The sequence below is a fragment of the Buchnera aphidicola (Pemphigus obesinymphae) genome, from assembly GCF_026122815.1.
GTDB lineage: Bacteria > Pseudomonadota > Gammaproteobacteria > Enterobacterales > Enterobacteriaceae > Buchnera_C > Buchnera_C aphidicola_BJ.
Window position 1 is genome coordinate 15,624 of sequence record NZ_JAIWQW010000003.1, and the last position, 20,809, is coordinate 36,432.

Genomic DNA, 20,809 nt, shown 5'->3' on the forward strand with positions numbered 1-20,809 from the left:
CTATTTTACATCTAAAGGTAACATTATGATTTCAGGTATTTTAGCATCACCAGGTATTGCTTTTGGGAAAGCTATATTATTAAAAGAAGAAAATATTATTCTCAATCAGAAGAAAATTTCTCATAAAAAAATCAATGAAGAAATAAAAAAATTTTTTGAAGGCAGAAAAAAAACATTATTACAATTAAAAGAAATTAAAAAACAAGCAATTTTATCTTTCGAAAAAGAAAAAGAAGAAATTTTTGAAGGTTATATTATGCTGCTAGAAGATGAAGAGTTAGAAAAAGAAATTATTTCTCTAATTCAAGAAAAATTTATTTCTGCAGATTATGCAACTGATATTGTCATTCAAAAACACATAAACTCACTAGAAAAATTAGAAGACGAATATTTAAAAAATCGGGCAATAGACATTAAAGATATAGGGAATAGATTATTACGTAATATTCTTAAATTAAATGTCATTGATTTAAAAAATATAAAAAATCAAGTGATACTTGTATCCAAAGATTTGACACCTTCAGAAACAGCTCAACTTAATTGTGAAAAAATATTAGGATTTATCACTGATTTAGGAAGTCAGATATCTCATACATCAATTATCGCTAGATCATTAGAAATTCCCGCTATTGTAGGAACTGGTAATATCACAAAAAAAGTTAAAAATGGTGATTTTCTTATCATTGATGCCATCAACAATATAATTTTTATTAATCCTGACAAAGATCAAATAAATAAAATAAAAATATTAAAAGAAAAATACATAAGTAAAAAAGAAAAATTAATTTCATTAAAAAAGTTACCAGCCATTACTTTGGATCGACATCAAATAGAACTCGGAGCTAACATTGGGAATATTAACGATATTCCTAATGCAAAAAAAAATGGAGCAAAATCTATAGGATTATATCGTACTGAATTTTTATTTATGAAACGTGCAAATTTACCATCTGAAGAAGAACAATTTCAAACATACAAAAAAATAGCCGAAAAAATGAATGGTGGTTCCGTAATTATCAGAACAATGGATATTGGAGGAGATAAAAATCTTCCGTATATGAATTTCCCTAAAGAAGAAAATCCTTTTTTAGGTTGGAGAGCTATCCGTATTTCTATAGATAGAAAAGATATCTTACATGATCAATTAAAAGCTATTCTCAGAGCTTCGGTTTTTGGTAATTTAAAAATTATGTTTCCAATGATTATTTCAGTAGAGGAAGTAAGAATTCTCAAACATGAATTAAAAAAATTAAAATCACAATTATCTGAAAAAAAAATAAAATTTGATAAAAAAATAGAAATTGGAATTATGATAGAAACACCAGCTTCTGCAATTATATGTCATCACTTAATAAAAGAAGTGGATTTCTTTAGCATAGGAACCAACGATTTAACCCAATACACTTTAGCTGTTGATCGTGGCAATAAATGCGTATCTAAGCTTTACAATCCAATGAGTCCATCTGTACTAAATTTGATTCAAATGGTAATTAATGCTTCTCATATCGAAGGAAAATGGACAAGTATATGTGGTGAATTAGCAGGAGATCAACGTGCTACAACATTACTATTAGGAATGGGAATTGATAAATTAAGTATGAGTTCTCCAAATATTCCTAATATAAAAAGAATAATAAGAAGAGTAAATTTCAAAGAAGCACAAAAATTAGCAAAAGAAGCTTTAAATCAAGCTACAGCTCGGGAATTAATTGATGTAATAAACAAATTTAATAATAATAAAAATTTTTATTAAAAAACTATTTTATCTAAAAAAGTATTAGGAGAAATTAATGGGACTATTTTCAAATTTTTTTGAGAAAAAAAAAGATGATTTTAATCAAGTCATTGAAATAAAATCACCAATATCAGGAAAAATTATCGATATTAAAAATGTACCTGATGCGGTTTTTTCTCAAAAAATTGTTGGAGATGGAATAGCAATCGAACCTACAGGTAATGAAATTGTTGCTCCAATAAATGGCACTATAGGAACAATATTTAAAACCATGCATGCTTTTTCTATTCAATCTAAAGAAGGCATTGAATTATTTGTTCATTTTGGTATAGATACTGTTAATCTTCAAGGGAAAGGATTCAAAAAATTTATTCAAGAATCAACCATTGTTAAAGTAGGAGACAAAATCATTTTTTTAGATTTACCATTTTTAAAATTAAACTCTAAATCTATCATCACACCTGTTGTAATATCTAATATGGAAAGAATAAAATCAATAAAAAAATATTCCGGTAATGCTATTGCAGGAAAAACAACAATTATGAGTATAACAATATAATTTATATTAGTTAAAACGGTATGAAAAATACCGTTTTAACTGTTAAATTATATTTAATGATTTTTCCATTTAAATTTATATTTTTTAATAAAAATTTATCTCATATTCCTTATAAAGAATCAACAATAATATGCGTTAATTTTATTAATAAAAATTATCTTTAATATCATTTAACATATTTATTACCGAATTTTTACCTATTTTTACTATTTATGATATATACTTGATTTAGATTAATAAAAATCATAACTATTCATTTTATATAAATAACTCTAAAAAACAAAAACAAAAATACTAATGATATTAAAAATTTTTTATTATTAAAATTACCGATATTTATTCTTTATTCAGAAATATCTTCAGATCAAAATCTAAAACACTCTCTAAGTGATAAATTATCATAAAAGTAATATAACTTATATTATTATTACATTTAATAATAATATTATTATATTAATATTTCTTATCTTTAAATTTTCTCTTTTTTTAATTATTTACTAATTCAACATAAAAGATAATTAATCATACTTATTTAATATATTAAATATATATAAAACTATCTGATCAAATATCATATATCTATGTCCATAGCAATATATATATTATTATTGATACTATTATTTAATAACAATTTTCTGATACATATATATACGTATCTCTTAAAAAAATAAACGCCATTTATTAATTGAAATAATTCTTAAACGCATTAATTCTGACTTAATTCCAATTCCAGTAAATCCTGATTGTACAATAGATTTAATAGAAACACTCTTCGCTATAAAAAACATACTTTTTAAATATGCACCAGGAGAAGAAATTGATTTTACTAAACCTAAATAATCGGCATAAAAATCAATTAAAATTACTAATTTATCTATTCTTTCAGGTTTTCTCCAAGCATCAATACGATCGAAAAAAATAACAATAGACTGTGTAGTTTGAAAAAAAATACTATATAAAAAATTACCAAAACCAGAAATCAAAATAGCTAAATCTTGAATATCAGAAGGAACATGTAAACGCTTACATAATCTTTTAATTAAGGAAGCAGAAAAATCGTTATAAAATTCATATTTTTTTTTATTACATAAAGAAGAAAAACTGATGCTTAAAAATTGACATAAACAAGAAAATCTTATATCTATTTGTTTACTTACCTTAGACACTTTCGCTAAAGCCATAAAAAAAAAATTATTTATATTCACCATATAATTATTCATATGTACTGAAAAACCAATAGAATATAATTTATCTATTTCAGGAAACAAAATAGACAAAGCTCGACAATCACGCAATACCTGAAAATAAACATGTGGATGAGGTGTCATTAAAGCTTTTTCTGTTTCTTTCCAAATCCTTTCATTTTTTAAATAAGATAATTCTCTACTTTTAACTATATCTGACATAAATAACATTGTTTCTCTTGCAATTGTAAATCCTAAATAACTAAAAGTAGCTGCAAATCGAGCAACTCTCAATACCCGTAACGGATCTTCTTTAAATGAACTAGAAATATGACGCAATATCCTCAATTTAAGATCTTTTTTCCCATTACACGGATCAATATAATTACCATATTGATCTTGAGCAATAGCATTTATTGTCAAATCTCTCCTAATTAAATCCTCTTCTAACGTTATTTTAGAAGAATAATTAAATTTAAAACCATGATAACCCATTCCTGATTTTCTTTCTGTTCGTGCTAAAGCATACTCTTCACGAGTTTTCGGATGAATAAAAACAGGAAATTCTTTACCAACTTGTTTATAACCTTTACTAAGTAAAAATTCAGCATTAGAACCTACAATCACCCAATCTTTATCTTTAATCGATAAATGTAATAATTTATCTCTAACAGCACCGCCTACTAAATATATGTTCATAAAATATATCCTATTAATTTTAATTAAATACATTACGTACCTATAATGCCAAGAATATATTACTAAAATTTTTAAATATTAAAAATATATTAAAATAGTATAAAAATATTTTTATCAAAATAATATTAATAAAAAACTATATAAAATATATATTTTAATGTAACTATATTAAAAATATATAAAAATTTTTATTATATAAAATAAACATATATATAATAATATAATTATTATATATATGCGCATCATACATAAATATTATGTTTATCAATATAATAAAAAAGAAAATAATGTAATTTTATTACATATTAATATATAATTAATATAAAATATGATATATATAAATTACATATATATAATATTTTTATTATTAATGGAAAATATTTATTATTAATAACAAATTTTAAAAATATTATTAATTTAAAATTAAAAAATAAATTATTTATTTTAAAATACTAATAAAAACATGATAATAATTTATTTTTTAATAACATTTATAATCAAAAATGATATAGTACGTATTTTAAATAACATATATATTCTTCATCCATCAATATATTAATACAGGTTTTTAATCATGAATCAATCCTTACTATATGAATTCGGAAATAAAAAACAACGTGTTAAAAATGCTATCCGTTCATTAAAACAAGGTAAAGGCATTATATTACTAGATGATGTAGATAGAGAGAATGAAGGAGATTTAATTTTTGGATGCGAATCATTAACTGTAGAACAAATAGCCCTCACAATCAGATACGGAAGTGGTATCGTTTGTTTATGTATAACTGAATCAAAAAGAAAACAATTAGCATTACCTATGATGGTTAAAAATAATACTAGCAAATTTAGCACCAACTTTACAGTTACAATTGAAGCTGCCCAAGGAGTATCTACAGGCGTATCAGCTAAAGATAGATTAACTACAATTCTTACAGCTACATCCGATACAGCTAAACCTAGCGATTTAAATCGTCCTGGACACGTTTTCCCACTACGGGCACATCAACAAGGATTATTAAAAAGAAAAGGACACACAGAAGCTACAATTGAACTAATGAATATATCCGGATTAAAACCAAACGGAATACTATGTGAATTAACTAATCCTGATGGATCTATGTCAAAAATACACGAAATTACCCATTTTGCAAAGTTAAAAAATATGACAGTATTAACTATCGAAGATTTAATAAATTATATTTATTAACATAATTACAATTCATAAAATGGAAAATTTATATAAATGAAAAAAAATATTTCTAAAAAATTATAAAATTTTTATTTTATGGATTTTAAATCACTTAACAACCAATTAGGACTAACAAAAATATTTAATTTAGAAAGTTTTCTTTCTTTAAAACGTAACATACCAACATTAGCAATCATTGCTCCATTATCTGTACACAATTCAGATCTTACATAAAAAACCTGAATTTCACAACACATAGCCATCAACTTAATTTTTTCTCTTAAAGAATCATTTGCGCTTACTCCACCAGCTACAACTATACGATTCAAACCGGTTTTTTCCAATGCCCGTTTACATTTAATTACCAATATATCAGTTGCTGCTGATTCAAATTCATAAGCAATATCTGCACGCGTTTGAAAATCTTTTTTTTGCTTATTAATTAAATTAGAAGTATACGTCTTCAACCCTGAAAAACTAAAATTTAAATCAGAAGATTTAATCATAGGTCTTGGTAATTTAAAACGACCAGGAGTACCATATTTTGCCATCTTAGATAAAGAAGGTCCTCCAGGATAACCTAAACCTAATAATTTAGCAGTTTTATCGAAAGCATCACCAACAGAATCATCCAGTGATTCTCCTAACAACTTATAACTACCGATTTTAAATGCTTGAATTAATTGAGTATGTCCTCCAGAAACAAGAAGAGCAATAAACGGAAATTCTACCTTTTTTTCTTCCAGCATTGGTGATAATAAATGTCCTTCCATATGATTTACCGGGATAATAGGTATATTCCAAGAAAATGACAAAGCATGACCAATAGAAGCACCTATCAATAATGATCCCATTAGTCCAGGACCTGCAGCATAAGCAATAGCGCTAATAGACTTTATATCACATTCGGATTGCATTAAAGCTCTATTAATCAAAGGTACCGTTTTTTCCATATGAGCACGCGCTGCTAGCTCAGGAACTATCCCTCCATATTTAGAATGTAAATCAAATTGATTATGTAACAAATTAACCATTAAACCTAATCGATCATCGTAAATTGCAATACCAGTATCATCACAAGACGTTTCAATACCTAATACACGCATTTTCCCCCTTAAGCAATTTCAATATAAAAAATCACATCTATTTTACGTAAAAATATTTAATATATGCTAAAAATATTTATATAATAAATAAATTAATTTAATTATCTTATATTAAAAAAAATATAATGTATATTATTAATAAATAATATATAAGATATTTAAAAAATACATTTATAATACCACATTTTTTGATATTATGTTTCTAACATTGTAAAGTAAAAATCATTCTTTTTAATTTTGTATTAAAATAAGGTAAATACAATATGCCTATTATTAAAGTACGTGAAAATGAACCTTTTGATATAGCTCTACGCAGATTTAAAAGATCCTGTGAAAAAGCCGGAATATTAGCTGAAATTAGACGTCGAGAATTTTATGAAAAACCCACTACTGAAAGAAAAAGAGCAAAAGCATCCGCAATAAAACGTCTTGCAAAAAAAATTTCTAGAGAAAATTTAAAACGTATTCGCATGTACTAACATTAAATATGATAAAAATAAAACACTGTTAAACTTTATCATTTCAGTGTTTTATAAAAGAACAAATAAAATATATGACAGGAAAAATACCAAAAGTTTTTATAGATGAATTACTTATCAAAACTAATATAATTGATCTTATTAATTCACGTATTCCATTAAAGAAAAAAGGTCAAAATTACCATGCTAAATGTCCTTTCCATAATGAAAAAACTCCATCTTTTACAGTAAATGATAAAAAGCAATTTTATTATTGTTTTGGCTGCAATGCTCATGGAAACGTAATTGATTTTTTAATGAATTATGAACATTTAACTTTTATAGAAAGCATTGAAACACTTTCTATCTTAAATAGATTAACTATACCTTATAATATTGGTTATAAAAAAAATAAAAATGAATATAATAAAAGAAACGAATTATATTGCTTATTAAAAACAATATCTGATATATATAAAAAAAACATTGTCAATGATAATACCAATGAAGCTTATCTCTACTTAAAAAAAAGAGGAATTAATGGGAAAATGATAAATGATTTTTCTATTGGTTTTGCACCAAAAGAATGGAACAACATGTCAAACAAAATTATATTAAATCAAAAAAATAGAAACACACTTATTGATTCTGGGATACTAATGTTAAATAAGCAAGGATATCCTTATGATCGATTTAGAGGAAGAATCATATTCCCTATTAAAGATAACTATGGGAGAATTAGTGGATTTGGTGCTAGAAATTTAGATAATAAAAAACCAAAATATATTAATTCTCCAGAAACAAACATTTTTCATAAAAGCAGACAACTATATGGTCTATATGAAATAAAAAAAAAATACCCCAAACCAGATAAATTATTGATCGTTGAAGGATATATTGATGTTATCATGCTTACTCAATTTAAAATTAATTATGCAGTAGCTTCACTAGGAACCTCAATAACTTCCGAACACATACAATTACTTTTCCGTACTACCAATAATATAATTTATTGTTACGATGGCGATAACTCAGGAAAAGAAGCTGCATGGCGCACTTTAAAAAAAAGTTTACCATACATACAAGACGGAAAAAGTATCAAATTTATATTTCTTCCTCAAGACGAAGATCCAGATACCATAGTTAGAAAAGAAGGTAAAAAAGCTTTTGAAAATAGAATTAATCAAGCAACTAATTTATCAAAATTTCTTTTTCATAAATTGTTAAAAAACATTAATTTAAGCTCTATTGAAGGACGTAGTTATTTAAGCGCAATAGCGGTTCCATTAATTAAATTAATACCAGGAGGAACTATGCGTATTTATTTGAAACAAATATTAGCACATAAATTAGGAATTCCAGATCTTAATCAATTAGAACAATTGTTCATTAAAAACAAAAAAAAAATTGAAAATTATAGTATTAAACCAATAAAACAAAACAGAATGCGAATCCTAATTTCCTTATTAATTCAAAACCCATATTTAGCAAAAAACGTACCTTCTGTTGAACAACTAAATAATTTAAAAATAAAAGGATTAACTTTATTTTTAGAATTAACTGAAATGTGCAAAAATAATCCAAAAACAAATACAGGACAAATATTAGAAGCATATAGAAATACCGATATAATATCTGTTTTATATAAACTCGCTAAATGGGATCACATGATAATCGAAAAAGAAACAAAAAACGTATTTTTAGATTTATTAAGTGGACTGTATAATAAAATATTAGAAATAAGACAAGAACTCTTAATAAATAAAGAAAGAAAAAAAGGATTAAATAATACTGAAAAAAAAGAATTATGGTCAATAAATAAAAAATTAGCAGGAATATAATTCCATGAAATTTCAATAAGTTAGATAAAAATATGTTTTTATATTTTAAAAATCTTAAAAAACATGTCAAAATATTAAACACATCTTAACAGTTCATAGAACTGCTCATGATTGACAAAAATATAAGTCAATCGATTTTACCAATAAAAATTAACAAAAGAAATGTGGATACTGTCTCATGGAGCAAAACCCGCAATCACAGCTTAAGCTACTTGTCACTCACGGAAAGGAGCAAGGTTATTTGACCTATGCTGAAGTTAACGATCATCTACCAGAAGACATAATTGATTCTGATCAAATCGAAGATATAATTCAAATGATTAATGATATGGGAATACAAGTAGTAGAAGCAGCACCCGATGCCGATGATCTTATACTGAACGAAAGTAGTACAGATACTGATGAAGATACAGCTGAGGCAGCGGCACAAGTGTTATCTAATGTAGAAACTGAACTTGGTCGAACAACTGATCCTGTTCGCATGTACATGCGTGAAATGGGTACTGTAGAATTATTAACACGAGAAGGTGAAATTGATATAGCAAAAAGAATAGAAGATGGAATTAACCAAGTTCAATCTTCAGTGGCTGAATATCCAGAAGCTATTAGTTACCTTCTAGAACAATATCATCGAGTAGAATCTGGTGAAATAAAATTATCTGAACTAATTACAGGATTTGTAGATCCAAATGCAGAAGAATTTTTTTCTCCTATATCTACAAATATTGGATCTGAACTACCAGAAGAAGAACATAACAACGAAGATCATGACAATGATGAAGAAGATGATAATGAAGATGAAAACAATATTGATCCTGAACTAGCTAAAGAAAAATTTGTTGAATTAAATTCTCAATATAACATTACTAATACTACAATAAGAAAAAATAATAGAAATCATGAAGATTCACTAAACGCTATTAATAATTTATCAGAAATATTCAAACAATTTAGATTAGTTCCTAAACAATTTGATTATTTGGTAAATAACATGCGAAAAATGATGGAAAGAGTAAGAATACAAGAACGCTTAGTTATGAAACTATGTGTAGAAAAATGTAAAATGCCAAAAAAAAACTTTATTAATATTTTTGCAAAAAGAAAATCTGATACTAACTGGTTAAAATTAATAAAAAATAAAAAAAAACCATGGTCTGAAAAATTGTATTCAATAAAAGAAGATATTAATCTTATCTTAAAAAAATTAATTCAGATAGAAAAAGAAACAGGATTAACTATTGAACAAGTAAAAGATATCAATAAAAGAATGGCTATAGGAGAAGCTAAAGCCAGAAGAGCTAAAAAAGAAATGGTAGAAGCAAACTTAAGATTAGTTATATCAATAGCAAAAAAATATACTAACCGTGGATTACAATTTTTAGATCTAATTCAAGAAGGAAATATAGGTTTAATGAAAGCTGTAGATAAATTTGAATATAGAAGAGGATATAAATTTTCAACATACGCCACCTGGTGGATTAGACAAGCTATTACTCGTTCTATTGCTGATCAAGCTAGAACTATTCGTATTCCTGTACATATGATCGAAACTATCAATAAACTAAATCGTGTTTCCAGACAAATGCTACAAGAAATGGGAAGAGAGCCAACACCTGAAGAATTATCTGAAAGAATGTTAATACCAGAAGATAAGATAAGAAAAGTGTTAAAGATAGCAAAAGAACCTATATCAATGGAAACACCTATTGGAGACGATGATGATTCTCATTTAGGTGATTTTATAGAAGATACAACATTAGAATTACCTTTAGATTCTGCTACTTCTGAAAGTTTACGTTCTGCTACTCATAATGTTTTATCTGGCCTAACTCCGAGAGAAGCCAAAGTTTTAAGAATGCGTTTTGGTATTGATATGAATACCGATCATACTTTAGAAGAAGTTGGTAAACAATTTGATGTCACACGTGAACGTATCAGACAAATAGAAGCTAAAGCATTAAGAAAATTAAGACATCCTAGCCGATCTGAAGTACTCCGTAGTTTTTTAGATGATTAACAGACAACAACAAAGCTTGTTTTATTTAAAAAGCTTTGTTGTTGTTTTAAACAAAAATTTATAATGCATTTTTATGATCTACAGTAGTATGAATATAATGTTAAAATTGAATCTTTGTGTAATATTCAAAATTATATCTACATCTATATTAAATTTAACAAAATATGAAAATTTGTATAATAAATTTTACTCATATAAAATCACAAATAAATATTTAATTATTTTTAAAATAAAATAATGAATAATCTTATATTCTATTAAATCAGTAGTAATAAATTCTCATTAATTTAACACATTGGTTTAGAAATAATTCTAGCAGGAACACCAGCAGCTGTACTATGCGAAGGGATAGAATTTAAAACAACAGCACCTGCACCTATTTTAGAATTTGAGCCAATTTCTATATCTCCAAGAATCTTTGCTCCAGCTCCTATAATAACTCCTTCCCTTACAGTAGGATGTCTTTTCCCAGTAATTTTCCCGGTACTACCTAATGTTACAGATTGTAAAATAGAAACATTATTTTCTACTAAAACAGTTTCTCCTATTACAATACCAGTAGCATGATCTAACATAATACCATATCCAATTTCAGCAGCAGGATGAATATCGACCGAAAATAATACTGATACTGTATTTTGCAAAAATAATGCAAATGATTTACGTCCTACTTTCCATAATTTATGACTAATACGATATATTTGTAAAGCATGGAAACCTTTTAAATATAAAAATATGGTAGAATAGTGATCTATTACAGGATCTCGATTGTACACAGCATATATGTCTTTAACAGCAGATTTTAGTAAAGACAAATCAGATAAATACACTTTTTCAAAAGTATCTTGTAAAAAAAAATCCACAATCATTTTATTTTGCAATTTGTTAGATAAAATAAAACTTAATGCTTGTAAAAAAGATTTATGCTGTAATACCATTAAATAATGAAATTTAGACAATGTAGGTTCATTATCTGATATAATTTTTATTTCTGACCGTATTTTTTCCCATACTAAATTAATTTCTTTAAGCAAAATTTTCCCTCCTAAAAAAAATAAAAAAAATAATAAAAATTAAAATGATTTAGTAAAATTTTAGATTCAATCATTCACCATAAACTATATTATTTTTCAATAAACATTTTTCTTATTTAAGCTAACCTGAAATCACACCTAAAAAATGTTAATAAATATTTTAAATCACATCTTTTAAAAAATTTAAATTTTTTTTATTTGTAATAAAAAATATCGCGACATATTTTTATGTCGCGATGAATAATTATCAATTTTAATTAGAAATCAATTTTAAAAACATTAAATAAAATAAAGATTATTTATGTTTCAATGCGGAAATAACACAAGATACTTGTTCCTTTGAAACCCCGCCTTTAGAATTTTTTTTATTTATGATAGAACATAAATCTAATACGTCATATACATCAGAAGAAATAACAGGGCAATGTTTTTTAAAAGTTAAAATATCTATTTCTTGCAGTGATATGTTTCTTTCTATTGCTTCTAATACAATCTTTCCAACAATACGATGAGCATCACGAAAAGGTATACTTTTTCGCACTAGATAATCCGCCAATTCAGTAGCATTGGAGTAACCTTTCTTTGCAGCTTCTCGACAAACAAACTTATTTATTTTAATTCCCTTTAAAACTAAAATAGACATATGCAAACAATTATTCCAAGTATCTAATGCATCAAACAATCCTTCTTTATCTTCTTGCATATCTTTATTATATGCTAGAGGTAAACCTTTCAACAATACTAAAATACTTATCAAAGAGCCATACACACGACCAGTTTTACCTCGAATTAATTCTAGAGCATCTGGATTTTTTTTTTGAGGCATTAATGAAGAACCGGATGTTACATCATCAGATAATGAAATAAAATTTGCTTCTCCGGAATTAAAAAAAATTAAATCTTCAGAAAAACGTGATAAATGTAACATACTGATTGAAGCAACCGATATTAACTCAACAACATAATCTCTATCAGAAACACTATCTAAACTATTATTTGTCGCTGAAGAAAAACCTAAATTATACGCTAATTTTTCTCGATCAATATTCCAACTTGTACCAGATAAAGCTCCGCTACCTAAAGGACTAATATCTATTCTTGTGAATGCATCTTTTAATCTACTCGTATCTCTTTTAAACATTTCTATATAAGCTAAACACCAATAAGCAAACGTGATAGGTTGAGCTCTTTGTAAATGGGTATATCCTGGCATAATCACATTTTGTGTTTCTTCTGCAAGAAAAAGTAATGACTTTTTAAGTTTATAAATCCCATCCAATAAAATATTTATTTGAGACTTACACCATAATTTTAAATCCGTAGAAACTTGATCATTTCTACTACGACCGGTATGTAACTTCTTGCCAAGTGAGCCTATCTTTTTTACTAATTCTAGTTCTACCCAAGTATGAATATCTTCTACGTCACTACTCAATATTTTATTAGAATTGTTTCTTACTTCTTTTAATAATACAATTAAAGCATCTTCTATTTTTTTTTGTTCTATTAACGTTAACACATTGGTCATCATAAGAGATTTAGACCACGCTATTGATCCTAATATATCTTCTTCTACCAAGCGACAATCAATATGCAAAGAATTATTAAATTTTTTAAAATACTGGTTAGGTAATTGCGTAAATCGACCACCCCATAGTGCCATAATCTTAACCTACTTATTTATAAACAACAAATTATTAAATTAACTTATTATAAATTAATATAAAAAATCATTTTTTTTGTTTTTTTATCGCACGAATACGATCAGATAAAGAAAAAAGTCTAATAAATCCTTTTGCATCTGACTGATGGTAAACTTCATCTTCTCCAAATGTTACAAAATCTTTAGAATATAAAGAATTAGGAGATTTTTTCTGTACAGCAACTACTGTACCTTTATATAATTCTAAACCTACTTCACCACTAATATCGTTAGATAAACTATCGGCAGCAGCTTGAAGAGATTGACGTAAAGGAGCAAACCAACGTCCATCATAAACTACTGAAGACATTTCTAATCCTATATTTTCTCTCCATTTAAAACTTTCACGATCTAGAACTAATTGTTCTATTGCTCGTAATGCCGTCGACATTATCGTACCTCCTGGTGTTTCATAGCAACCTCTAGATTTCATACCGATTAACCTATTTTCTACAATATCAACACGACCCACCCCATGTTTAGCGCCAATTTTATTTAACTCTTCTAAACATTTTACAGGACTTAATCGCTGATTGTTTACTGCTATAACACAACCTTGTTTAACTGTAATCAATACATATTCAGATTTTACAGGAGCTAATTTAGGATCTGTTGTCCATGCCCAACAATCTTGATTAGAAATATTCCATGTATCTTCAAGCATTCCTCCTTCTGTTGAAATATGCCAAATATTTTCATCTCTACTATATATTTTTTCTAACGTAGCTGTAGTAGGAATATTTTTTTCACTTAAATATTTTAATAAAGACTCTCGAGAACGTAATTTCCATTCTCGCCATGGTGCAATAACTTTTAAATGAGGAGCTAAAGCTGCATAAGTCGTTTCAAAACGTACTTGATCATTACCTTTTCCTGTAGCACCATGACATAAAAATTCAGCGCCTAATTTTAATGCAAGATTAACTTGTGCTTGAGCAATAACAGGACGCGCCATAGCGGTACCTAGTAAGTAACTTCCTTCATATAAAGCACCAGTCTTTAATACCGGATACACATAATCCCTAACAAACTCTTCTCGCAAATCCATAATAAAGCATTTATCAGCTCCTGATTTCAATGCTTTTTCTTCAATTTTTTCTAGTTCTTTTTTATTCTGACCTAAATCTGCAACAAAAGCTACCACTTTAACATTGTAATTTTCCTTTAACCATGGTATAATAGCTGATGTGTCTAGACCTCCAGAATAAGCAAGTACAACAATTTTATCCTGATCTTTATTCATAAACAAAATAATTTCCTCAATATTTAAAATTCATTTTACTAAAAATACAATTTCCTGTTGATTTTTTATGAAACATAGATATCAATTTTCCAAAATTTTAAATATCAGCAACATGTATCACATGACCTAATAAATAAAAAAAATTATGGAAAAATATCAAATTTTACAAACATTTTATCCAGAAAAATATGTTTATTAATCAATAAATACACGAAAAAACATATTTTTTTTTGTCAAATTACCGTCACCGTATAAAATAACAATACAATTTGATAAAAAATTAAGTGATATCTTATAACATAACATCATTCCCAAAACTATATTAACTAAATCTAAATTAACATTCATGAACTTTATCTAATGCTCACTTTCTATCAAAATGGCAATTAGTAAAACGTTTTTAGATAAAATTTTTCAATAAAACAAGAAACTAAATATATGAATACCAACATAATCTAAATCCATTTTAACCACTAATTTAAATACTGTTCCTATTAGAAACATATCTCCCTATGACATTTATTACGTATTTTTAACTTAAAGAAATAAAATTTTGTTTACTTTCCCACTTAAAAATTCCAATAATATTATCTATTTTTTCAACATAGATAATTTAAAACCATGCTATTTAAATAAAAAAAAATAATTTAAACATAAATTGATTAGTAAAAATACCTTTTACATCAATGACAAAAAATAAGAATTACTGTAAATGATAAAACAGTCAATTCATAGTTTAAATGAATGTATTATACCATTTTTGTTTCCTAATAGAATACTGCCTAATTTTATGACTAAAAATATTATTTATCATAATAAAAAAATCTATTAATTAAATTAATAATAATATTACTAAAAAAATAAAATATCGTCTTCCTTCAAACACAATTCCTTCAGATAAATAATCCTTATAAATAACAATATTCATCTTACATTAAAAATATTAAAAATAATCATATACCTACTAAATTAATAGATAAAATATTATAAATAAAAATTTATACCCAAAAAAATAAATAAAAAATTATAAAATAAAGCAAATTTTTACATGTATAAAAAATATTTAATATCCACAATATTATTAAATTGCTTTAAAAAATTATTAAAAAAATTTATTCCTATTAAATCAAATTGATCAATATTGTTAATCACTAAATATTTTACGCGTTGGATAATAATCTGTATAAATACAAAAAAATTATTATAAATAATAGTATAAAAATACTAAAAAAACATTTACAAAAAATTTAACAAATATATACATCTGCACTATAACCTGATATATGGTAAATTTACTATAACGTAACTTAAAATATATTATTTTAAATAATCATAATTAATAATGCTTAATTTATGTTTCATATTTAATATAAAAAAATTGATATGAGTATAATCCATTAAATTTAAAAATTAAATTTAAATAAAAAAATTGTAAATTCCATATCTAATAATTTTATAAATAAGAAATTGTTATATATCTTAATATTATTGTAAAAATAAAAAAATATACGTATTTTCTACTAATATTTATAATAAACAGAAATATTTAAATAATAAAAAAAAAATCCTTTTTATAACTTTTGTAAATTATATTTTAATGCCAATAAATTATCTAAAATAATAAAAAAATAGATTAATCTTTTAATTTAAAATACGTTGAAAATAAAAATAAACATTATCAATTAATATACAAAATTTAATTAACTCTGTTAATTTTAAAATATTTATTTTTCATTTCAAAATGATTAATTTTTATCGTAGAATTAATTAATTCTTGAAAATTTATTTGTTAAATCTACTAACATATAATAAAAAATATTTTATAATTTTTAAAATGTATTTAAGTAATATTTACCATAAAATGAAATAACTTCACCGAAAAATACAAAATATAAATTTATAAATTAAATTTATATATAATAAATAAAGATACTTATCTTTAATATATATCTAACCTAAAAAAATATATCTCATTAATATTTTAAGAATAAATTACTTTTAATTTAAAATATTTTTTGTCTTAATATATGACAAACAGCATAAATAACATCTGATCTGTTCAAAGTATAAAAATGAAAATCTTTTACTCCTTCAAAATATAATTTTTTAATCATATTTATTGATATATATGATCCAATCATTTTACTTGTTTCCAAATCATTATCTAATCCTTCGAACATTTTATGCATAAATATAGGAATATTTACATTAGTCATTTTAGAAAATTGTTTTAATTTTTGAAAATCAAATATTGGGAAAATACCGGGAATAATTTTAATATTAATACCATTTTTAAAACAAAGATCACGAAAACGCAAATAACATTCTACATCAAAAAAAAATTGAGTAATAGCTCTGTTAGCTCCAGCATCAACTTTTCTTTTTAAATTCATTAAATCAGATAGCGCATCTTTTGCTTCCGGATGAACTTCAGGATAAGCAGCAACTGAAATATCAAAATCAGCAACATCTTTCAATAATTTAACTAAATTTAAAGCATGTCTTTTCATTCTTTTCGTTTGTTTTAACTGATCTCCCCGCAACGCTACTACATGTCTAATCCCATTCTTCCAATAATGTTTAGCTATCATTTTTAATTCTTCATCAGTAGCATCTATACATGTTAAATGCGGAGCTACCGAAACGCCTGTACGTTCTTTAATCTCTTTTACGATAGTATAAGTACGATCACGTTCACCACTATTAGCACCATATGTTACTGAAAAAAAAACAGGTTTTAAAACACTTAATTTATTAACAGAAGACCATAAATTTTTTTCTAAAGAAACATTTTTAGGAGGGAAAAACTCAAATGAAATATTTATTTTATCTTTTAAATCTAATAAATTTTGATTAAACATTTCTCTTTTACTTTGATCAATATTTTTCATAATTTTTAATCTCATCAATTATTTTTTAGTAAAATAATATACCCAAAATATAAAATTAATAATCACTCAATATATACAATAATAATTTATAATTTTCGTTACCAGATATTCTTGATTCAATTTTTGATTAAATCAGAAAAATCAAATTAAAAATTAAATTTTTATCGATATTATTTAATTATTTATATATAAAATGTCTAATTTACATTTCTATTTAAGCAATAATACTACTTAAAATAGGACTTTAATAATATATATTATATTTCATATAAAATATCAAAAAAACTTAAAAATATTTTTATAACGTAAATTATTGATATTATTTTAAAACACTAATGTTTCTAATCAATAATAGAATAAAATTAATAATTTGGAAAAATATTTTCAACATGCAAATAAAATAAATTTTTTTAAAATATATAAAAATAAAATAATAAAAAATTGCAAAAATATTTTCATTAAATTTACAATATTCAGACACAAAACTACTTTAAAAATCAGTGTTTTATAATTAGATTTAATCTAAAAATAATATGTAAAATATAAGAATATTGCTTAAACATCTTTAACCTATTTACTGTATGTCAATTAATGGTAATCTCACCAATAAAAAACAAATGAAATACATTTTTTAACACATAAACTTATTATTTCAAAAATTTAAAAATATTTTAAAAAAACTATTAACGTAATACAAATATACATAAAATTGATAATTATTTCTAATATCATATTTTTTTAAAATTATTCATATGCTACCTTATAGAAAATGTAAATAAACAAATATTATAAAAAATTATATATTCCATTTTTTAATTAAAAATATTTTTGAAATTTCTATTGCATAAAAACAAATCCATACGTAATATATATATTTCAGATATATATTCAACAAGCCGGCTTAGCTCAGCAGGTAGAGCAACTGACTTGTAATCAGTAGGTCACCAGTTCGATTCCGGTAGCCGGCATTATAAAAAATTAAGGTGGGATTCCCGAGTGGTTAAAGGGAGCAGACTGTAAATCTGCCGTCATAGACTTCGAAGGTTCGAATCCTTCTCCCACCAATATTATGTTTTAAGTAAAAATAATATTTTAAACATTTATGATAAATAAAGCGGACATCGTATAAAGGTTATTATCTCAGCCTTCCAAGCTGATGATGCGGGTTCGATTCCCGCTGTCCGCTCAATAAAAATAATAGCTGATATGGCTCAGTAGGTAGAGCGCACCCATGGTAAGGGTGAGGTCCCCAGTTCAAATCTGGGTATCAGCATAATTTTATTTTAATAAATATTTTTTATAAAAACAAATACAAAAAATAAAAATTATGATATATTAATTTTTTAATATTCTTTACAGGAACTATTTATTACTAATCTAAAATATTCCCTCAATATAATTTATTATATAATCCCACTCTTACGATATTTAATTAAAAATAGAATAAAAATTTATGCATAAATATGGTTAAGATCATATTTATTTTGTAAAATAAATAATTACTTAAAAACAAAAAAATTTTAATTCTTAGATAAAGTTTTACATTCTAATACCATTATATTTTAAAAATATTAAAAAAGAATATTAAATCAACATAATTTATTTGATATTGAAATTTTCCAGTTATATAAATATATAATCTTCAATTTTATAGATTTTAGGATTATTTATGCATTTTAATAGTCATTTAAAAAAAAACATCAAAAATATAAAAATATTACAATGGTTCAGCATATTTATTATACTATTTACAACAATTATTTATAATTTTTTGTTCTCTGATGTAACATTCATATTCCGGATGTTATGTAATTTATGTCTAATTTGTTCAGCATTTTTTGTTTTTTTGTACACAAAAACAGGAAAAAAAGTATTATTGCTCATCACTGAATCAAAACACGAAATAAAAAAAATAATTTGGCCCAATAAAAAAGAAACATTGTATACCACTTTTATCGTTTCCATAGTCACTGTGATAATGTCATTGCTAATATGGGGAATAGATAATATTCTATTCCATTTGGTATCATTTATCACTAACCTGAGGTTATGAGATGCATGATAATCAAAAAAAACGCTGGTACGTACTACAAGCGTTTTCTGGTTTTGAGAATAGAATAGCACAATCCATACGAGAACACGTAAAATTAAATAATATGGAAAAATTTTTTGGAGAAATTATGGTGCCAAGTGAAGAAGTAATAGAAATTCGAAGTGGACAACGGAAAAAAAGCGAATATAAATTTTTTCCAGGATACGTTTTAGTTCAAATGGTTATGAATGAACTAAGTTGGCATTTGGTACGTAGTGTCCCTCGAGTAATGGGGTTTGTCGGAGGAACATCAGATCGACCTTCCCCAATTAGTGATAAAGAAGTAGACACCATCATTACTAGATTAAGGAAGATTGGTGACAAACCTAGACCAAAAACATTATTTGAACCAGGCGAAACAATTAGAGTTAATAATGGTCCATTTTCAGATTTTAACGGTGTAGTAGAAGAAGTAGATTACGACAAAAATAGATTAAAAGTGTCTGTTTCTATATTTGGCAGAGCAACTCCTGTTGAATTGGACTTTGGACAAGTGGAAAAAAATTAAAATTTTACTCGCATTAATAATATAAAAAACGTTTTTTAAATGTAATTAATTGATCATTATCAAATAAAATTGAATAAATAAAAATACCAACATACTATTTACACACACACGGCAAAAATTTTATGGCTAAAAAAATACAAGCTTACATTAAATTACAGGTTTCAGCAGGTATGGCTAATCCCAGTCCTCCAGTAGGCCCTGCCTTAGGACAAAAAGGGGTAAATATTATGGAATTTTGTAAATCTTTCAATGTAAAAACAGAAAAAATAGAAAAAGGACTACCAATACCAGTTATTATTACCGTATATACCGACCGTTCATTCTCTTTTATCACAAAAACTCCACCAGCCTCTGTTTTACTAAAAAAAATAGCAGGAATCAAATCAGGTTCAGGAAAACCTAATCAAGAAAAAGTTGGGAAAATTACCAAAAAACAAATTTTAGAAATAGCCTCAATGAAAAAAATAGATATGACTGGTTCTACCCTCGAAAAAATGGCTAAATCAATAACAGGAACAGCTTATTCTATGGGTTTAACAGTAGAGGAGTAA

At 25.2% G+C, this 20,809-nt stretch carries 16 protein-coding genes and 4 tRNA genes; 13 read left to right on the top strand and 7 right to left on the bottom strand.

All coding sequences use genetic code 11. From position 1 onward, the window contains the following. Positions 1–25 precede the first annotated feature (25 nt). A complete protein-coding gene (ptsI, locus tag LDP10_RS01005; protein WP_265196886.1) occupies positions 26–1,753 on the top strand; it encodes a phosphoenolpyruvate-protein phosphotransferase PtsI in 1,728 nt (575 codons plus the stop codon). A 37-nt stretch (positions 1,754–1,790) separates the two neighbouring features. After that, positions 1,791–2,294 (top strand): PTS glucose transporter subunit IIA, encoded by a 504-nt coding sequence (gene crr, locus LDP10_RS01010; protein WP_265196887.1) that lies wholly within the window; start codon positions 1,791–1,793, stop codon positions 2,292–2,294. Between the two features lie 659 nt (positions 2,295–2,953). Here the strand turns inward: crr and LDP10_RS01015 are convergent. Next, positions 2,954–4,177, bottom strand: coding sequence for a multifunctional CCA addition/repair protein (locus LDP10_RS01015; protein ID WP_265196888.1), 1,224 nt, complete (start codon positions 4,175–4,177; stop codon positions 2,954–2,956). Positions 4,178–4,751: 574 nt separating this feature from the next. On the opposite strand from LDP10_RS01015, the gene ribB reads away from it, so the two are divergent. Further along, on the top strand, positions 4,752–5,384 hold the full coding sequence (gene ribB / locus LDP10_RS01020) for a 3,4-dihydroxy-2-butanone-4-phosphate synthase (RefSeq protein WP_265196889.1): 633 nt from the start codon (positions 4,752–4,754) through the stop codon (positions 5,382–5,384). A gap of 71 nt (positions 5,385–5,455) precedes the next feature. Here ribB and tsaD read toward each other — a convergent pair whose 3' ends face one another. Further along, on the bottom strand, positions 5,456–6,472 hold the full coding sequence (gene tsaD, locus LDP10_RS01025; protein WP_265196890.1) for a tRNA (adenosine(37)-N6)-threonylcarbamoyltransferase complex transferase subunit TsaD: 1,017 nt from the start codon (positions 6,470–6,472) through the stop codon (positions 5,456–5,458). Between the two features lie 263 nt (positions 6,473–6,735). On the opposite strand from tsaD, the gene rpsU reads away from it, so the two are divergent. The 3 genes from rpsU to rpoD all read left to right on the top strand — a co-directional run bounded on the left by rpsU (position 6,736) and on the right by rpoD (position 10,788). Continuing rightward, positions 6,736–6,951, top strand: coding sequence for a 30S ribosomal protein S21 (gene rpsU / locus LDP10_RS01030; RefSeq protein ID WP_265196891.1), 216 nt, complete (start codon positions 6,736–6,738; stop codon positions 6,949–6,951). A 74-nt stretch (positions 6,952–7,025) separates the two neighbouring features. Beyond that, positions 7,026–8,771, top strand: a complete 1,746-nt coding sequence (dnaG, locus tag LDP10_RS01035; RefSeq protein ID WP_265196892.1) for a DNA primase — start codon at positions 7,026–7,028, stop codon at positions 8,769–8,771. 178 nt (positions 8,772–8,949) lie between these two features. Beyond that, the gene (rpoD, locus tag LDP10_RS01040) at positions 8,950–10,788 is read left to right on the top strand and encodes an RNA polymerase sigma factor RpoD (RefSeq protein ID WP_265196893.1); all 1,839 of its coding nucleotides are present in this window, start codon (positions 8,950–8,952) and stop codon (positions 10,786–10,788) included. 287 nt (positions 10,789–11,075) lie between these two features. Here the strand turns inward: rpoD and cysE are convergent, their stop codons facing one another. From cysE to metF, 5 genes are all read right to left on the bottom strand, one after another. Continuing rightward, positions 11,076–11,822: a serine O-acetyltransferase gene (gene cysE, locus LDP10_RS01045; RefSeq protein WP_265196894.1), complete on the bottom strand. Its 747-nt coding sequence runs from the start codon at positions 11,820–11,822 to the stop codon at positions 11,076–11,078. A 295-nt stretch (positions 11,823–12,117) separates the two neighbouring features. Then, positions 12,118–13,485 (bottom strand): argininosuccinate lyase, encoded by a 1,368-nt coding sequence (argH, locus tag LDP10_RS01050; protein WP_265196895.1) that lies wholly within the window; start codon positions 13,483–13,485, stop codon positions 12,118–12,120. A 67-nt stretch (positions 13,486–13,552) separates the two neighbouring features. Beyond that, a complete protein-coding gene (locus tag LDP10_RS01055) occupies positions 13,553–14,767 on the bottom strand; it encodes an argininosuccinate synthase (protein WP_265196896.1) in 1,215 nt (404 codons plus the stop codon). A gap of 195 nt (positions 14,768–14,962) precedes the next feature. Continuing rightward, positions 14,963–15,115 (bottom strand): hypothetical protein, encoded by a 153-nt coding sequence (locus LDP10_RS01060; protein ID WP_265196897.1) that lies wholly within the window; start codon positions 15,113–15,115, stop codon positions 14,963–14,965. 1,655 nt (positions 15,116–16,770) lie between these two features. Then, positions 16,771–17,658: a methylenetetrahydrofolate reductase gene (gene metF / locus LDP10_RS01065; protein ID WP_265196898.1), complete on the bottom strand. Its 888-nt coding sequence runs from the start codon at positions 17,656–17,658 to the stop codon at positions 16,771–16,773. Between the two features lie 895 nt (positions 17,659–18,553). On the opposite strand from metF, the gene LDP10_RS01070 reads away from it, so the two are divergent. The 7 genes from LDP10_RS01070 to rplK all read left to right on the top strand — a co-directional run bounded on the left by LDP10_RS01070 (position 18,554) and on the right by rplK (position 20,809). Beyond that, positions 18,554–18,626 (top strand) — tRNA-Thr (locus LDP10_RS01070). A 14-nt stretch (positions 18,627–18,640) separates the two neighbouring features. Further along, a tRNA-Tyr gene (locus tag LDP10_RS01075) sits at positions 18,641–18,722 on the top strand. A 50-nt stretch (positions 18,723–18,772) separates the two neighbouring features. Then, positions 18,773–18,844, top strand: a tRNA-Gly gene (locus tag LDP10_RS01080). Positions 18,845–18,858: 14 nt separating this feature from the next. Further along, a tRNA-Thr gene (locus tag LDP10_RS01085) sits at positions 18,859–18,931 on the top strand. A 528-nt stretch (positions 18,932–19,459) separates the two neighbouring features. Then, a complete protein-coding gene (gene secE, locus LDP10_RS03555) occupies positions 19,460–19,711 on the top strand; it encodes a preprotein translocase subunit SecE (RefSeq protein WP_414734435.1) in 252 nt (83 codons plus the stop codon). Position 19,712: 1 nt separating this feature from the next. After that, a complete protein-coding gene (gene nusG / locus LDP10_RS01095; RefSeq protein WP_265196900.1) occupies positions 19,713–20,258 on the top strand; it encodes a transcription termination/antitermination protein NusG in 546 nt (181 codons plus the stop codon). Positions 20,259–20,380: 122 nt separating this feature from the next. Further along, positions 20,381–20,809, top strand: coding sequence for a 50S ribosomal protein L11 (gene rplK, locus LDP10_RS01100; protein ID WP_265196901.1), 429 nt, complete (start codon positions 20,381–20,383; stop codon positions 20,807–20,809).

Coding starts and splice junctions, on each gene's coding strand:
- ptsI (WP_265196886.1), top strand. CDS start 26: ATGATTTCAGGTATTTTAGCATCACCAGGTATTGCTTTTGGGAAAGCT.
- crr (WP_265196887.1), top strand. CDS start 1,791: ATGGGACTATTTTCAAATTTTTTTGAGAAAAAAAAAGATGATTTTAAT.
- LDP10_RS01015 (WP_265196888.1), bottom strand. CDS start 4,177: ATGAACATATATTTAGTAGGCGGTGCTGTTAGAGATAAATTATTACAT.
- ribB (WP_265196889.1), top strand. CDS start 4,752: ATGAATCAATCCTTACTATATGAATTCGGAAATAAAAAACAACGTGTT.
- tsaD (WP_265196890.1), bottom strand. CDS start 6,472: ATGCGTGTATTAGGTATTGAAACGTCTTGTGATGATACTGGTATTGCA.
- rpsU (WP_265196891.1), top strand. CDS start 6,736: ATGCCTATTATTAAAGTACGTGAAAATGAACCTTTTGATATAGCTCTA.
- dnaG (WP_265196892.1), top strand. CDS start 7,026: ATGACAGGAAAAATACCAAAAGTTTTTATAGATGAATTACTTATCAAA.
- rpoD (WP_265196893.1), top strand. CDS start 8,950: ATGGAGCAAAACCCGCAATCACAGCTTAAGCTACTTGTCACTCACGGA.
- argH (WP_265196895.1), bottom strand. CDS start 13,485: ATGGCACTATGGGGTGGTCGATTTACGCAATTACCTAACCAGTATTTT.
- LDP10_RS01055 (WP_265196896.1), bottom strand. CDS start 14,767: ATGAATAAAGATCAGGATAAAATTGTTGTACTTGCTTATTCTGGAGGT.
- LDP10_RS01060 (WP_265196897.1), bottom strand. CDS start 15,115: ATGAATGTTAATTTAGATTTAGTTAATATAGTTTTGGGAATGATGTTA.
- metF (WP_265196898.1), bottom strand. CDS start 17,658: ATGAAAAATATTGATCAAAGTAAAAGAGAAATGTTTAATCAAAATTTA.
- secE (WP_414734435.1), top strand. CDS start 19,460: ATGTTATGTAATTTATGTCTAATTTGTTCAGCATTTTTTGTTTTTTTG.
- nusG (WP_265196900.1), top strand. CDS start 19,713: ATGCATGATAATCAAAAAAAACGCTGGTACGTACTACAAGCGTTTTCT.
- rplK (WP_265196901.1), top strand. CDS start 20,381: ATGGCTAAAAAAATACAAGCTTACATTAAATTACAGGTTTCAGCAGGT.